Here is a 14,699-nt window from a genome sequence, read left to right on the forward strand (position 1 = left end):
GCGGAGCACGCCGGGCAGCGCAGCCCGGTTCCGAGAAGGAGAACCCATGAGCATGCGTTCCCGAACATCCATCCTGCTGTCGCTGTCCCTCGCCCTCACCGGAGTCGGCGCGTCCGCCGTCCCGGCCGCCGCGAAGGAACCACCTCCGCAGGCGCCCGTCGCCGCGGCCGCGGAACCGGATGGAACGACGCCGATCCCTGCCGTCGAGGGCCCGCTGGCCTCCTCGGCCGAGTCCTACCCCTTCGGTGCCGCCGACCACCAGGAGGTCCCGCAGGACCTCGGGGACCTCGGCTACACGGAGGAGGAGTACCTCGTCAGCGGTACCTCGAACGTCTACACCTGGCCCGCCCAGGGACCCGCCCAGGTCCGCACCGCCGACGCCCCGTACACCACCCGTGTGCTCGTCCGGAAGCCGGCGAAGGGCCGGGAGTTCAGCGGCAACGTGGTGGTCGAGATGCTGAACCCGAGCAACCTGTTCGACCTCAACATCGGCTGGGCCGTGGCCCAGGAGCAGATCGTGGCCAACGGCGACGCGTGGGTGGGGATCACCGCCAAGCCGATCGCCGTCGAGGCGCTCAAGACCTTCGACCCCGAGCGGTACGCATCGCTCTCCTTCGCGAACCCGCTCCCGTCCACCGACCCGGGCAACTGCGCCACGGTGGCGTCCGATTCGTCGCGGACCACGGAGAACGGCCTCATCTGGGACATCTACTCGCAGGTCGGGGCGTGGCTGCGGAGCGACGACGACGCGAACCCGCTGCGCTACGGCTCCCGGGACACCCGGGTGGAGCACGCCTACGGGTTCGGTTACTCCCAGACGGGCGGCTTCCTCGTCAACTACATCAACGGCGTGCATCCGCTCGTCGTCGAGTCCGACGGCGAGCCGATCTACGACGCGTACATCGTCGCCGTCGCCGGCGGTGCCTTCGCCGGTGCCTACCCCATGAACCAGTGCGAGCCGGCACCACCCGCCACCGATGCGCGCCGCCAGTTCGAGAACGTCGGCGTGCCGATCATGCGGATGATGTCGCAGTCGGACTACCTGCTCGGCATCGGCTCCCGCCGCGCGGACAGTGATGCGCCCGGCGACCAGTACCGGCACTACGAGATGGCCGGGGCCGGGCACGCGACGCCCGACGAGCTGACGTTCTCGGCGTCGTCCGAGGACATCGTCGCGGCAGGGCGCGCCGTACCACCGGCGTCCTGCAACGAGGGGCCACGCAGCAGGTTCCCGAGCTCCATCTTCTTCAACGCGGCGCTCCGGAACCTGGATCTGTGGGTGCGTGAGGGCGTCGCACCACCCCGCGCGGAGCCGATCCTCGTGCGCGACGGCGCACCCGTGCTGGACGAGTTCGGCAACGTGCAGGGAGGCCTGCGTTCTCCCTTCCTCGATGCGCCGACCAGCACCTGGTTCGGCACGGCGACCGGAGCGTCCTTCTGCTTCATCGCCGGGTACGAGCGGCCGCTGTCGCAGGAGGTCATCGACGGCCTGTACCGGAACCACGGGGCGTACGTGAGGGCGGTCAAGGACAGTGTGCGGACGCTGGAACGCCAGGAGTTCCTGACGGACTACGACGCACGCGAACTGGCCAGGGACGCCGCGAGGAGCGATATCCCCTGACGCCGACGAAGGCTCCCGCTCCGGCGGGAGCCTTCCTCGTCCTCCCGTCTCCCGATGCACCCGTCCGTCCGGGCATTCGCCGCCCCGGGGCGCCTGCTCATGGGTGGACGGTCGGAATGCGATGCGCCGGCCTGCCGACCCTGCATCCCCCTCGGGGACGACGGCCGCTGCCGGACTCAGCCCTCGGTGGGGGGCGAGTAGAGCTGGAGGTCGTTGCCCTCGCTGTCCTTGAAGGGCAGGATCCGCCCCCAGGGGTACTCGCTGACCTCGCCCTCGACCGATCCGCCGCCCCGGGACGAGATGCGCCCGAGTTCGTCCTCGATGGACCCGTCGGGCTCGAAGCTGATGACGGCGCCGCCGCCGCGACCGCCGTGGGTGTCCTCCCTGGCATTGAGGCCGATGGTCAGCCCGCCGGCGTCGACCGTCGACCAGTCCGCCTGTTCCATCGTGACGGTCAGTCCCAGGGTGTCCCGGTAGAAGGCGAGGGCCCTGTCCATGTTCTCGACGGGTACCCAGACGGTTGCTACTCCCTTGGCCATGACGCTCCTTCCGCGGACCCGGTTCCGGATCCGATGGGTCGTGGGCCCCGGCCGGGGCCCTCGGATGGAACGCTACCGGCAGGGCTCCGCGGCGGGTCGGGGCGCCGTCGCCCCTTGACGGGACAGCCGTGGTCCTGTCCCTACCGGGGTCTCGCCCCGGCGTGCTGCCGCGCGAGGTCGGCGAGCGAGTCATCCACGCCGCCGGCGTCGAACGTGCCGAACTTCCGCTCGGCCGCGGTGCGCAGCAGGAAGTCGGCGATCGCGGGATTCTTCGGGAGCAGCGAGCCGTGGAGGTAGCTCGCCACGATGTTCCTGTAGCGGGCGCCCTCGTGCTTCTCCTGCGCGTTGTTGCCTGCTCCCTTGACGACGGTCGCCAGGGGCTTGAGTCCGTCCCCGAGGAAGGTCTGGCCGCTGTGGTTCTCGTAGCCGTGGATCTCGCCGAACTCCTCGCTGGTGGCGACCACGTTGCCGATCAGCCGCTCCGTCCCGCCGCGCGTCTCGAGGTCCAGCACGCCGATCCCCGGGATCACGGTCCCGTCGTGGGTGCGGAAGACGTTGCCGAACAACTGGTAGAGGCCGCAGATCAGGAGCATCGGCGTGCCGTCCTCGGCAAGGCCGCGGAGCGTCGGCGCGATGGCCTGCAGATCGTCCTGGATGACGACCTGCCCGCTGTCCTGACCGCCGCCGCCGATGATGATGTCGACGTCGTCCGGGAACCCGTCGCCGGCGTTGTGCTCCAGGATCTCGACGCCGTAGCCGCGCCACGCGAGGCGCCGCTTGAGGACGAGCACGTTGCCGTAGTCGCCGTAGATGTTCATCTCGCGCGGGTACAGCTGCAGGATCCGCAGGGTGCCCTTGGACGGGTCGGCGGGTGCCTCGCTCAGGGCGCCGGCGGATGGGGCGTCACTCATCAGGAGACAACCTCGACCTTCGTGATCTTGGAGAGCTCGCGGCGTACCGCGAGCATGGCCGTGTACGTGCAGAAGATGCGCTTGGGCCTGCCCTCGGAGCCGAGGACGAACTGCTTCAGGGCGTCGGTGATGTCGGGCTCGACGGCGGTCACCCGGACGTCGTCGTACTTGAGCCGCAGCGCCATGTCGTAGGCGCGGACGCCGCTCACCATGTCCACGCCGCCGAGGCCGAGCGAGTCGAAGTCGACGTCCCAGAGCCAGGACATGTCGCGCCCGTCGGCATAGTTGTCGTTGATCGCGATCATCGTCGCGCAGCCTGCGGGATCGAAGGACTTCAGGCCGAGCCGGAAGCCGCTGGGATTCTTGACGAGCACCAGTTCGAGGGCCTGACCGTCGACGACGAGGCTCTCACCGCGTCCGAAGGCGGGCTCCACGGCGGCCAGGGAGGAGAAGAGCCTGCCGGTGTCGGCGGTCCCGCCGAGGACGGCACGGGCCGCAGCGAGGGCCGCCGCGGCGTTGAAGATGTTGTAGACGCCGCGCAGGCGCAGGTCGGTGTGCGTCGTGGTGCCCTCCACCTCGAAGGATGCCGCATTGCCGTCGACCGAGCGGAGGACGACGTCGGCCGGCAGCGCGGACGCGGGTGCGACGCCCTCGGCGCCGCGCAGCTCGTCGTCGTTCGGGAAGGTGCTCCGCAGCGATGCGTCGAGGCCGAAGTAGGAGACCTGCGCCGTCGTGACGGAGGTGGCGAGGCCCGCGACGCGGGGGTCCTCGCGGTTGAGCACGACCGTCCCCGTCGTCGCGAGGGCGATGCGCTCGAGCAGGCGCGTGGTCGCATCGATCTCGCCGAAGCGGTCGAGCTGGTCGCGCAGGACGTTCAGGAGGAGCGAGTACCTGGGTGGCACGAGCTTCACGAAGTGCACGGCGTGTGCCTCGTCCAGTTCGAGGACCGCGACGTCGGCGTCGAGGCGCCCCCGCCAGTCGACGTCACCGAGGAGTGCTGCCGCGACCCCGCGGGTGAAGTTGCTGCCCGTGCGGTTGGTGAAAACCTTCAGGCCCTGGCCCTCGAGCAGCTCCACCACCATCTTCGTGGTGGTCGTCTTGCCGTTCGTCCCGCTGACGACGACGACGCCGTGCGGGAGGGTGGACAGCGCGCGGCCCATGAAGCGGGGGTCGAGGCGCTCGACCACGAGGCCCGGGAGCGCGGAGCCGCCGCCGCGCAGGCGGAAGGCGATGCGCACGGCCTTGCCCACCAGGACTGGAAGGGGATTCATGCCTACAAATTATCGCAGGCTCACCCGCCATCCCGGGACGCGGAGGCGAGGCGCTGCTCACGCCGGTCCGCCCGGCAGGGGCGGCGGGGCGGCGACGGCCTAGAATCGGGGGTATGACTTCCCCGTCCTCCCCGGAGTCCTTCCCCCTGTCCGGCGCCCTGTCCGGCGCCCTGTCCGGCACGGCGTCCCGGACATCGTCCGGGGCCGTCCCGCAGGCGGCCGGATCCGCCGACGCCGCGCGACGGACCGGCCGGGACGTCGTCGTCGGGGTGCTCGCGGTGCAGGGCGACGTGCGCGAGCACATCGCGACGATCGAGTCCCTCGGGGGCCGTGCCGTGCCCGTCCGGCGCGCGTCGGAACTCGCCGCGGTCGACGGCCTGATCCTCCCCGGCGGGGAGTCGACCACGATCGACAAACTGACGCGCACCTTCGGCCTGGCCGGACCGCTGCGCGAGCTGATCGCGGGCGGCCTGCCGGTCTACGGATCGTGCGCGGGGATGATCCTGCTGTCCGACGTCATCGCCGACCCGGCGACCGACCGGAACGGCGACCCCCAGCAGACGTTCGGCGGCCTCGACATGGTGGTGCGGCGCAACGCCTTCGGCCGCCAGCGCGACTCCTTCGAGACCGACCTCGCGTTCGCGGGTCTCGCGGCGACCGGTCCCGTCGCCGGGGACGCGCCCATGCGGGCCGTCTTCATCCGCGCACCGTGGGTGGAGAAGGTGGGCGCCGACGTCGAGGTCCTGGCCCAGGTGCCCGCCGCCGAGACGCCCCAGGCGGGCCCGTCCGACCGCACTCCGGCAGGCGGCCCGGGCGGGACTCCGGCAGGCGCCATGGTCGGCCCGGGGAGCGACTTGGAGCCGGTCGCTAGAATTGTCGCAGTGCGTTCGAGGAACCTGCTGGCCACGAGTTTCCACCCGGAGGTCACGGGTGAGCGGCGGGTCCACGAACTCTTTATCCGGATGATCAGAGGAGAAGCGTAAGCATGTCGGGCCACTCCAAATGGGCAACAACCAAGCACAAGAAGGCCGCGATCGACGCCAAGCGCGCGAAGTCCTTCGCGAAGCTGATCAAGAACATCGAGGTCGCGGCGCGGGCCGGCGGTGCCGACGTCGCGGGTAACCCCGGCCTCGAACTGGCCGTCTCCAAGGCCAAGAAGACGTCTGTGCCCATCGACAACATCAACCGTGCGGTGAAGCGCGGGGCCGGCCTGCTCGGCGAGGCCGTGGACTACCAGACGATCATGTACGAGGCCCGCGGCCCCCAGGGGTCCGCCCTGCTGATCGAGTGCCTCACGGACAACAAGAACCGCGCGGCCTCCGAGGTGCGCCTCGGCATCTCCCGCAACGGCGGCACCATCGCCGACCCGGGCTCCGTGGCCTACCTGTTCGCACGCAAGGGCGTCGTGACACTGCCGAAGAACGGCCTCACCGAGGACGAACTGCTCATGTCCGTCCTCGACGCCGGGGCGGACGAGGTCAAGGAATCGGCCGACACGTTCGAGATCGTCTCCGAGCCCCAGGATCTGCGGGCCGTCGTCGCGGCGCTCGACGGGAGCAGCATCGAGTACGAGACCGACGACGTCGAGTTCGTGCCGTCCATGCAGGTCGACCTCGACGCCGACGGCGCACGCAAGTTCCTCAGGCTCGTCGACGCCCTCGAGGAGCTCGACGACGTGCAGAACGTCTACTCGAACGCACACCTGCCGGACGAGGTCCTGGCGGAGCTCGAGAACGACGACTGACATCGGAGCCCTCCCCGCGTCCGGCCCCCGGGGACGGATGACGCCATGACCTACCGCGTCATGGGCGTCGATCCCGGCCTCACGCGGTGCGGCCTCGCCGTCGTCGACATCGAACCGAACAGGCGGTCCACGCTCGTCGCGGTGGGTGTCGTCGGCACCGAGGCCGGCAGGAGCCTCGACGAGCGGCTCCTCGTCATCTCGGAGGCCGTCGACTCGTGGCTCGACCTGCACCAGCCGCAGGTCCTCGCGGTGGAACGCGTCTTCAGCCAGCTCAACGTCAGCACCGTGATGGGGACGGCGCAGGCGTCCGGCGTCGTGATCGTGTCCGCCGCGCGGCGTGGCATCCCCGTGGCGCTCCACACCCCCACCGAGGTCAAGGCGGCGGTCACCGGCAACGGGCAGGCGGACAAGGCCGCGGTCACGAAGATGGTGACGAAGATCCTCCGGCTCGAGACGGCGCCCAGGCCCGCCGACGCCGCCGACGCCCTGGCACTCGCGATAACCCATGCCTGGCGCAGGGGAGTGGGGCAGCAGGGCGCCGCGGCATCGGGCGGCACGGTCACGCCCGCGCAGCGCATCTGGGCCGAGGCGGAGGCGCGGGCACGACGACGCTAGCGTCGGCCCCGCGACCGCGCCGCCCCGTCGCCACGCAGTTCCCGGTGTGGCGACTCGATCGGACGGCGAGACCCCGGTACCGTTGGACATTAGAACGTATGTTCGACGTCGGGTGACCCGCCCGGCCGACCCGCATCTGCCCTGGAGCTCTACATGATCAGTTCCCTGCGAGGAACAGTGACCCACGTGGGCCTGCACTCCGCCGTCCTCGACGTCAACGGCTTCGGCATGCAGGTCCAGGCGACCCCCCAGACCCTCGCGGGACTGCGCGTGGGGGAGCAGGCCTCCGTCGCCACCGCCATGATCGTGCGCGAGGACTCCATGACGCTCTTCGGCTTCGAGGACGCCGACCAGCGCGAGGTCTTCGAGACGCTCCTCGCCGTCAGCGGCGTCGGACCCCGGCTCGCCCTCGCCGTCCTCGCCGTCCACACGCCCGAGGCGATCCGCGTCGCCGCGTCGTCGGGCGACGACAAGGCCTTCAGCAAGGTCCCCGGCATCGGACCGAAGGGGGCCCGGCGCATCGTGCTCGAACTCGCCGGGAAGCTGGTGCCGCTCGAGGCGAAACCCGGTGTGCCCGCGCGCACCTGGCAGGGGCAGGTCCTCACCGCCATGATGGGCCTCGGCTGGTCCGAGAAGGACGCCGGGGCGGCGATCGACGCCGCCGTCGCCGACGCGCCGGAGGTCGCAGCGACGGGCGACGTCGGCCAGATCCTGAAGCTCACCCTGCGCCGGCTCGGCCAGGACGGGGCGCGGAGCTCGGCCCGGGCGAAGGTGGGATCGTGACCGACCAGCAGCCCGAGGAGGCGACGGTCGTCGCCCCCGCCGCCGATCCGGAGGATCGCGCCATCGAGGCGGCGCTCCGTCCCAAGAACCTCGACGACTTCGTCGGGCAGCAGCGCGTCCGGCGGCAGCTCTCCCTCGTCCTCGAGGCGTCGCGCATGCGCGGGCGCACCGCCGACCACGTGCTGCTCTCCGGGCCTCCGGGTCTCGGCAAGACGACCCTCGCCATGATCATCGCCTCGGAGATGAACGCGCCGCTCCGCATCTCCTCGGGGCCGGCGATCCAGCACGCGGGGGACCTCGCGGCGATCCTCTCCTCCCTCACCGACGGGGAGGTGCTCTTCCTCGACGAGATCCACCGCATGTCCCGGCCTGCCGAGGAGATGCTCTACATGGCCATGGAGGACTTCCGGGTCGACATCATCGTCGGCAAGGGTCCGGGTGCCACGGCGATCCCCCTCGAACTGCCGCCCTTCACCCTCGTGGGAGCCACCACCCGTGCCGGGCTGCTGCCGGGGCCGCTCCGGGACCGCTTCGGCTTCACCGGCCACCTCGAGTTCTACTCCACCGGGGAACTCGAACTGGTGCTCCGGCGCTCTGCCATGCTCATGGACATGAAGGTGAGCTCCGCTGCCTTCGCCGAGATCGCCGGCCGATCGCGCGGCACGCCGCGTATCGCCAACCGCCTGCTCCGCCGTGTGCGGGACTGGGCGCTCGTGCACGGCGTGGACCTCATCGACGCGCGCTCGGCGAGCGCTGCCCTCGACATGTACGAGGTGGATGCCCGTGGTCTCGACCGCCTGGACCGCGCCGTCCTGATGGCCCTCATCACCAAGTTCAACGGAGGGCCCGTGGGCCTGTCGACCCTGGCGATCGCGGTGGGCGAGGAGCCCGAGACGGTGGAGACCGTCGCGGAGCCCTACCTCGTCCGCGAGGGGCTGCTGGGCCGGACGCCGCGTGGCAGGATCGCGACGGCGGCCGCCTGGAAGCACCTCGGCCTCGAAATGCCGCAGAACGTCGCGGCCGCGATGCCCGAGGACCTGTTCTCCGTGGCGCCGGAATCGCTGCTGGACACCGAATCCGCGCTTGACAGTTGGGCGCAGCCGGAGTCCTGACGCGCCGTGCGCCCGGAATTCCCCTTTACACTGGTGTTCTCTCATGTGTGCCGGGGCACAATGCTGCCGCCACACCCAGTCCCAGGAACGGAATCCCAGTGCTTGCACACGTAGTCGCCCAGAACGCCTCAGGAGATGCTCCAGCCTTCGACATCTTCTCCCTGCTGTTGCCGCTGGCGCTGGCGTTCCTGATCTTCACCATGTTCCGGCGGCAGCGGAAGACGCAGCAGCAGGTGAAGGAGATGCGGACGCAGATGGAGCCCGGCACGGAGGTCATGACCCAGTTCGGGCTCTACGGCACGATCGTCTCGATCGACCAGGAGAACAACAAGGCCGTCCTCGAACTGTCGCCCGGCAACCTCGCGACCGTCCACACGCAGGCCCTGTCGAAGGTGGTGCAGCAGGAACCCGCCGTCGTTGATGCCACCGACTCCACGGATTCGATCGCGTCCACCGACGCCGCCGTCGACGGCACCACGGTGCCCGACGACGCGTCGTCGCTCAGCGGGGACCTTCCGGACCGCACGCCGACCGCCGGGTCCACCGCCGCGGGAACCGCAGGCGCGGCGTCCGGCGTCGAGAGCCCCGAGGAGACCCGGGAACGCCTGAACCGCGAAGCCGCCCGGGAGAACCGCGACCCCAGGGCGAACCCCGACCACTAGCATTCCCCAGGGCGCCGGTACTCAGCCGGGCGCCCGTCAGCATCAACCCGGCGCCCGAGACGCGCCACTGAATAAGGACATCCACCATGCCTCGTACCGGTCCCGGGACGGCAGCCAAGCGGACACTTGTCTGGCTGGGCGCATTGACAGCACTGCTCGCGATCCTGCTGGGAGCGGGTTCCTACTGGAGCACCGCGAGCTGGAGCCCGCGCCTGGCCCTCGACCTCGAGGGCGGCACGCAGATGATCCTCGCCCCCCGCGTCCAGGGCGGCAGCGACATCACACCCGAACAACTGGACCAGGCCGTCGAGATCATCCGCCAGCGCGTCGACGGCTCCGGCGTCGCCGAGGCCGAGATCAACACGCAGTCCGGCCAGAACGTCATCGTGTCGCTGCCCGGTACACCGGACCCCCAGACGCGCGACCTCATCCAGGCCTCCGCGCAGATGGAGTTCCGCCCCGTCCTCGCCGGAGGCCCCGGCCAGGCGGCGGCCGCGGAGACCCCCACGCCGGACGACCAGCTGCCCAAGCCGGCCGCCGAGCCCCAGGACGCGAGCGACCCCAACTGGATCACGCCGGAGCTCTACAAGCAGTTCGAGGCGCTCGACTGCCTCGACCCGGCGGCCCTCGAGCCCGCCGAGGAGCCCGCGCCCGCCGACCAGCCCATGGTCGCCTGCGAGCCCGACACCCAGGGCAAGTACATCCTGGGACCTGTCGAGGTGCCCGGGACCGACATCTCGACGGCCAGCTACGGCCTGCAGCGCAGCCCACAGGGCCAGACCCTCAACACCTGGGCCGTCACCATCGACTTCAACGACGAGGGCACCGAGACCTTCCGCGAGGTCACGGAGCGCCTGTACGCGCTCGGCCAGGGCGACCCTCGCAACCAGTTCGCGATCGTCCTCGACGGGCGGATCGTCTCCGCTCCCACGACCAACGCCGTCATCCCCGACGGCAACCCCCAGATCACCGGCAACTTCACCGAGGAGTCGGCAGCGGCCCTGGCGGAGCAGCTGAAGTACGGTGCCCTGCCGATCAGCTTCGAGATCCAGAGCGAACAGCAGATCTCCGCGACCCTCGGCGCCGACCAGCTGCGACTCGGACTCGTCGCGGGCCTGATCGGCCTCCTGCTCGTGGCCGCGTACTCGATGTTCCAGTACCGGCTCCTGGGACTGGTCACGATCGCCTCGCTGGTCGTCGCGGGCATCCTGACGTACCTCGCCATCTGCATCCTCGGCTGGACGGAGAACTATCGCCTGTCCCTCGCCGGCGTGGCCGGCCTCATCGTCGCCATCGGCCAGACGGCGGACTCGTTCATCGTCTACTTCGAACGCATCCGCGACGAACTGCGGGACGGGCGCGGCCTCGTCTCCGCCGTGGAGAACGGCTGGCGCCGGGCCAAGCGGACGGTGCTCGCCTCCAAGGCGGTCAACCTGCTCGCCGCCCTCGTGCTCTACTTCGTCGCCGTCGGCAACGTGCGCGGCTTCGCCTTCACCCTCGGCCTCACGGCGATCGCCGACCTCGTGGTCGTGTTCATGTTCACGCACCCTGTCCTCCGCCTCCTCGCCAGGACGAAGTTCTTCGGCGAGGGCCACCCTTGGTCCGGGCTCGACCCGCGCCGCCTCGGCGGCATCCCGCTCTACCGCGGAGCCGGTCGGCTGCGCGAACCGGGCCAGGCGCCCGTCGCCGTCGCCCGCACGAGGAACAAGGGGGCCTCGGCCGAGGCCGAGCGGCGCCTGACCATCGCCGAGCGCCGTCGCGAGGAGCAGCAGAAGGCCCTCGCCGGGCGCACCGGGTCATCGGCCGCCGGGCGCACCGGTTCTTCCCAGAAGGAGACCAACGAATGAGCCGCACGAACTTCGCCACCTTCGGCAACGAGCTGTACTCGGGCAAGCGCTCCTACCCCTTCGTCGCCAAGCGGAACCTGTGGTTCCTCATCGCCGGCATCGCCCTCCTGATCTCGCTCATCATCCCGGTGGTCAAGGGCGGCTTCAATCTCGGCATCGACTTCCGGGGCGGATCCGAGTTCACCGTCTCCGCCACGGACAACACCGATACCGCGGTCGGCGAGAAGGCGGTCACCGACGTCGTACCCGACGCCGTACCGCGCGTCACGAACATCGCCGCGGACACGATGCGCATCCAGACCGAGCGCCTGTCGGACGACCAGACGCTCAGCGTCCGTGACAACCTCGTGAGCGGGTACGGGGTGGGCGAGGACCAGGTGACCTCCAGCTTCGTCGGTCCGACCTGGGGCGAGGACGTCAGCCGCCAGGCCCTGATCGGGTTCGGCGTGTTCGTGCTCCTCGCCGCGATCCTGATGGCGATCTACTTCCGCACCTGGAAGATGGCGCTGGCCGCGATGGCGGCGCTCGTGGTGGTCATGGTGGTCACGGCCGGTCTGTACGCGCTGAGTGACTTCGAGGTGACGCCGTCGGCGATCATCGGTTTCCTGACGATCCTCAGCTACGCCCTCTACGACACGGTGGTGGTCTTCGACAAGATCCGGGAGAACACCGCCGACGTCACCATCTCGACCAAGCGGACGTTCGCGGAGCAGGTCAACCTCGCCGTCAACCAGACGCTCGTCCGGTCGATCAACACCTCGGTGGTGGCGATCCTGCCGGTCGCCTCGATCCTGTTCATCGGCTCGTTCCTGCTCGGGGCGGGCACGCTCCAGGACCTCTCGCTGGCCCTGTTCATCGGCATCATCCTCGGCACCCTGGGCACCATCTTCATCGCGGCCCCGCTGTACGCGGCGCTGCGACTGAACGAACCGGAGCTGAGGAAGCAGGAGAAGAAGGTGCTGAACCGACGCTCGCTGGAAGCGGCCTCCGCCTGACGCCGGGCGCACGCCAGGCCGGCTCCACTGAGCGCACCGACGCCGCAGCACGACCCTCAGCCGCAGGAGGCCCGCACGGGCCTCCTGCGGCTGAGGCCGTTCGAAGCCCGGCTAGACTTGAAGCTGCCGCATAACCGGCGGCGCGATGGATTCCTACCGGATCCCGCAGGGAGATTGAGGTGCACATGGCTGAAGCGGTGAATCCCGGAGAGGACCAGGGTGCTGCGGTGCCCGGGGTCCCCGGTCAGCTCACCACCGACGTGCCTCGGCCGGGCCCGGGGCCCGGGCTGGTGCAGCCGGAGTCGCCCACTTCCGCGCCCTCGGCCACGAGTGCCGACCAGGTGGCTCCCGGACGGCGCGGCCGGACGCGCGCGCGCATCGCCCGTCTCACCGGGCGCGGTTCCTCGGGGTACTCGCCCGTCCTCGAACCCCTGCTCCGCACCGTCCGCGCGAACAACCCGCGAGAGGATCTCGACCTGATCCAGCGCGCCTACCTCGTGGCGGAGCGCAGCCACGAGGGGCAGACACGCAAGAGCGGCGACCCGTACATCACGCACCCCGTCGCCGTCGCCACGATCCTCGCCGAACTCGGCATGACCGGCACCACCCTCGCCGCAGCCCTCCTGCACGACACGGTCGAGGACACCTCGTACACCCTGGCAGAGCTCAAGCGCGACTTCGGGCCCGAGGTCGCCATGCTCGTGGACGGCGTCACAAAACTCGACAAGGTGTCCTTCGGGGACGCGGCGCAGGCCGAGACGGTCCGCAAGATGGTCGTGGCCATGGCGAAGGACATCCGTGTCCTCGTCATCAAGCTCGCCGACCGGCTCCACAACGCCCGCACGTGGCGGTTCGTCTCGCCCGCCTCCTCGGCGAAGAAGGCCAGGGAGACGCTCGAGATCTTCGCGCCCCTCGCCCACCGGCTCGGCATGAACACCATCAAGTGGGAGCTCGAGGACCTGTCCTTCGCTGCACTGCACCCCAAGGTCTACGAGGAGATCGTCCGGATGGTGGGGGACAGGACCCCCGAGCGGGAGAAGCACCTCAGCCTCGTCCGCAACCAGATCGAGGAGGACCTCCGGGCCGTGAAGATCAGGGCGACGATCACGGGCCGCCCCAAGCACTACTACTCGATCTACCAGAAGATGATCGTCCGCGGTAAGGACTTCGACGACATCCATGACCTGATGGGCGTCCGCGTCCTGGTGGACAGCGTGCGGGACTGCTATGCGACGCTCGGCTCCCTCCACTCGCGCTGGAACCCCCTGCCCGGGCGGTTCAAGGACTACATCGCGATGCCGAAGTTCAACATGTACCAGTCGCTGCACACGACGGTGATCGGCCCCGGCGGGAAGCCTGTCGAGGTCCAGATCCGGACGCACGACATGCACCGCCGTGCCGAGTACGGTGTGGCGGCGCACTGGAAGTACAAGAACGGCGGCAAGCCGCCCGAGGCGGCCGACAACGGCGACATGGGCTGGCTGCGGAGCCTCGTGGACTGGCAGCAGGAGACGTCGGACCCGGACGAGTTCCTCGACTCCCTCCGGTTCGAGATCAATGCCCGCGAGGTCTTCGTCTTCACGCCCAAGGGCGAGGTGATGGCGCTCCCGGCCGGCTCGACACCGGTCGACTTCGCCTACGCCGTCCACACCGAGGTCGGCCACAGGACGATCGGCGCGAGGGTCAACGGCAAGCTCGTCCCGCTCAGCAGCGAGCTGAACCACGGCGACTGGGTGGAGATCTTCACCTCCAAGGCCGAGGGTGCCGGGCCCAGTCAGGACTGGCAGGGCTTCGTCAAGAGCCCGCGAGCACGCAACAAGATCCGGCAGTGGTTCACGAAGGAGCGCCGCGAGGAGGCGATCGACAAGGGCAAGGAGCTGCTGACCCGCGCGATGCGGAAGCAGAACCTCCCGCTGCAGCGCATGATGACGCACAGCGCCCTGCTGACGGTCGCCCAGGAGCTCCGGCACCAGGACATCTCCGCGCTCTACGCCGCTGTCGGGGACGGCCACACCTCAGCGCAGAACGTGATCGAGCATCTCGTGGCGCTCATGGGCGGGCACGAGGACGCCGAGGACAAGATCGCCGAGACCGCCGTCGCGTCCCAGCCCCGCCGGCCCAAGTTCTCCGACTCGGGCGTCACGGTCCGGGGAGTGGGCGACGTCTGGGTGAAGCTCGCCCGCTGCTGCACGCCCGTGCCGCCGGACCCGATCATCGGATTCGTCACGCGCGGCTCCGGCGTCTCGGTGCACCGCAGCGACTGCCGCAACGTCCAGGAGCTGCGGGACCAGCCGGACCGGATCGTGCCGGTCGAGTGGGCCCCGACGCAGTCGAGCGTGTTCCTCGTGGAGATCCAGGTGGAGGCCCTGGACCGCAAGAGCCTGCTCTCGGACGTGACGAGCGTGCTCGCCGAGAACCACGTGAACATCCTGGCGGCGAACGTGAACACGTCCTCGGACCGGGTGGCCATGTCGCGCTTCGCGTTCGAGATGGGTGACCCGAAGTACCTGAGCCACATCCTCAGCGCGGTGCGCCGCATCGACGGAGTCTTCGACGTGTACAGGACGACGGGCTCCCAGCGGCGCCCCTGACGGGTCCG

At 70.0% G+C, this 14,699-nt stretch carries 13 protein-coding genes; 10 read left to right on the forward strand and 3 right to left on the reverse strand.

Annotated elements, in window-relative coordinates; translation table 11 throughout:
• Nucleotides 1–46 precede the first annotated feature (46 nt).
• Complete coding sequence (locus tag CXQ97_RS03925) at nt 47–1,621, forward strand: alpha/beta hydrolase domain-containing protein (RefSeq protein ID WP_104179537.1); 1,575 nt, start codon at nt 47–49, stop codon at nt 1,619–1,621.
• 176 nt (nt 1,622–1,797) lie between these two features.
• Here the strand turns inward: CXQ97_RS03925 and CXQ97_RS03930 are convergent, their stop codons facing one another.
• The 3 genes from CXQ97_RS03930 to CXQ97_RS03940 form a co-directional block, all read right to left on the reverse strand.
• Nucleotides 1,798–2,160, reverse strand: coding sequence for a VOC family protein (locus CXQ97_RS03930; protein WP_104179538.1), 363 nt, complete (start codon nt 2,158–2,160; stop codon nt 1,798–1,800).
• Nucleotides 2,161–2,300: 140 nt separating this feature from the next.
• Nucleotides 2,301–3,071 (reverse strand): type 1 glutamine amidotransferase, encoded by a 771-nt coding sequence (locus CXQ97_RS03935; RefSeq protein ID WP_104179539.1) that lies wholly within the window; start codon nt 3,069–3,071, stop codon nt 2,301–2,303.
• Entirely contained in the window at nt 3,071–4,342 is a 1,272-nt protein-coding gene (locus tag CXQ97_RS03940) for a Mur ligase family protein (protein ID WP_104179540.1), read from the reverse strand. Before CXQ97_RS03940 ends, CXQ97_RS03935 begins: the two co-directional genes overlap by 1 nt.
• A 113-nt stretch (nt 4,343–4,455) precedes the next feature.
• Here CXQ97_RS03940 and pdxT point away from each other — a divergent pair, with 113 nt between their 5' ends.
• From pdxT to CXQ97_RS03985, 9 genes are all read left to right on the forward strand, one after another.
• Nucleotides 4,456–5,325 (forward strand): pyridoxal 5'-phosphate synthase glutaminase subunit PdxT, encoded by an 870-nt coding sequence (gene pdxT / locus CXQ97_RS03945; RefSeq protein WP_104179541.1) that lies wholly within the window; start codon nt 4,456–4,458, stop codon nt 5,323–5,325.
• 2 nt (nt 5,326–5,327) lie between these two features.
• The gene (locus tag CXQ97_RS03950; protein ID WP_104179542.1) at nt 5,328–6,086 is read left to right on the forward strand and encodes a YebC/PmpR family DNA-binding transcriptional regulator; all 759 of its coding nucleotides are present in this window, start codon (nt 5,328–5,330) and stop codon (nt 6,084–6,086) included.
• 45 nt (nt 6,087–6,131) lie between these two features.
• Nucleotides 6,132–6,701 carry a crossover junction endodeoxyribonuclease RuvC gene (gene ruvC / locus CXQ97_RS03955; RefSeq protein ID WP_104179543.1) on the forward strand — a complete coding sequence of 190 codons (570 nt, stop codon included), beginning with the start codon at nt 6,132–6,134 and terminating at the stop codon, nt 6,699–6,701.
• Between the two features lie 153 nt (nt 6,702–6,854).
• Nucleotides 6,855–7,484 carry a Holliday junction branch migration protein RuvA gene (ruvA, locus tag CXQ97_RS03960; protein WP_104179544.1) on the forward strand — a complete coding sequence of 210 codons (630 nt, stop codon included), beginning with the start codon at nt 6,855–6,857 and terminating at the stop codon, nt 7,482–7,484.
• Nucleotides 7,481–8,596, forward strand: coding sequence for a Holliday junction branch migration DNA helicase RuvB (ruvB, locus tag CXQ97_RS03965; RefSeq protein WP_104179545.1), 1,116 nt, complete (start codon nt 7,481–7,483; stop codon nt 8,594–8,596). The genes ruvA and ruvB overlap by 4 nt, the downstream gene beginning before the upstream one ends.
• Before the next feature lie 98 nt (nt 8,597–8,694).
• Entirely contained in the window at nt 8,695–9,258 is a 564-nt protein-coding gene (yajC, locus tag CXQ97_RS03970) for a preprotein translocase subunit YajC (protein ID WP_181034964.1), read from the forward strand.
• Nucleotides 9,259–9,344: 86 nt separating this feature from the next.
• A complete protein-coding gene (gene secD / locus CXQ97_RS03975) occupies nt 9,345–11,105 on the forward strand; it encodes a protein translocase subunit SecD (RefSeq protein ID WP_104179546.1) in 1,761 nt (586 codons plus the stop codon).
• Nucleotides 11,102–12,100, forward strand: a complete 999-nt coding sequence (gene secF, locus CXQ97_RS03980; protein WP_104179547.1) for a protein translocase subunit SecF — start codon at nt 11,102–11,104, stop codon at nt 12,098–12,100. Before secD ends, secF begins: the two co-directional genes overlap by 4 nt.
• 185 nt (nt 12,101–12,285) lie before the next feature.
• Nucleotides 12,286–14,691 carry a bifunctional (p)ppGpp synthetase/guanosine-3',5'-bis(diphosphate) 3'-pyrophosphohydrolase gene (locus CXQ97_RS03985; protein WP_104179548.1) on the forward strand — a complete coding sequence of 802 codons (2,406 nt, stop codon included), beginning with the start codon at nt 12,286–12,288 and terminating at the stop codon, nt 14,689–14,691.
• Nucleotides 14,692–14,699: the final 8 nt, after the last annotated feature.

This window comes from Arthrobacter sp. B0490 (assembly GCF_002929355.1).
Taxonomy (GTDB): Bacteria; Actinomycetota; Actinomycetes; order Actinomycetales; family Micrococcaceae; genus Arthrobacter_D.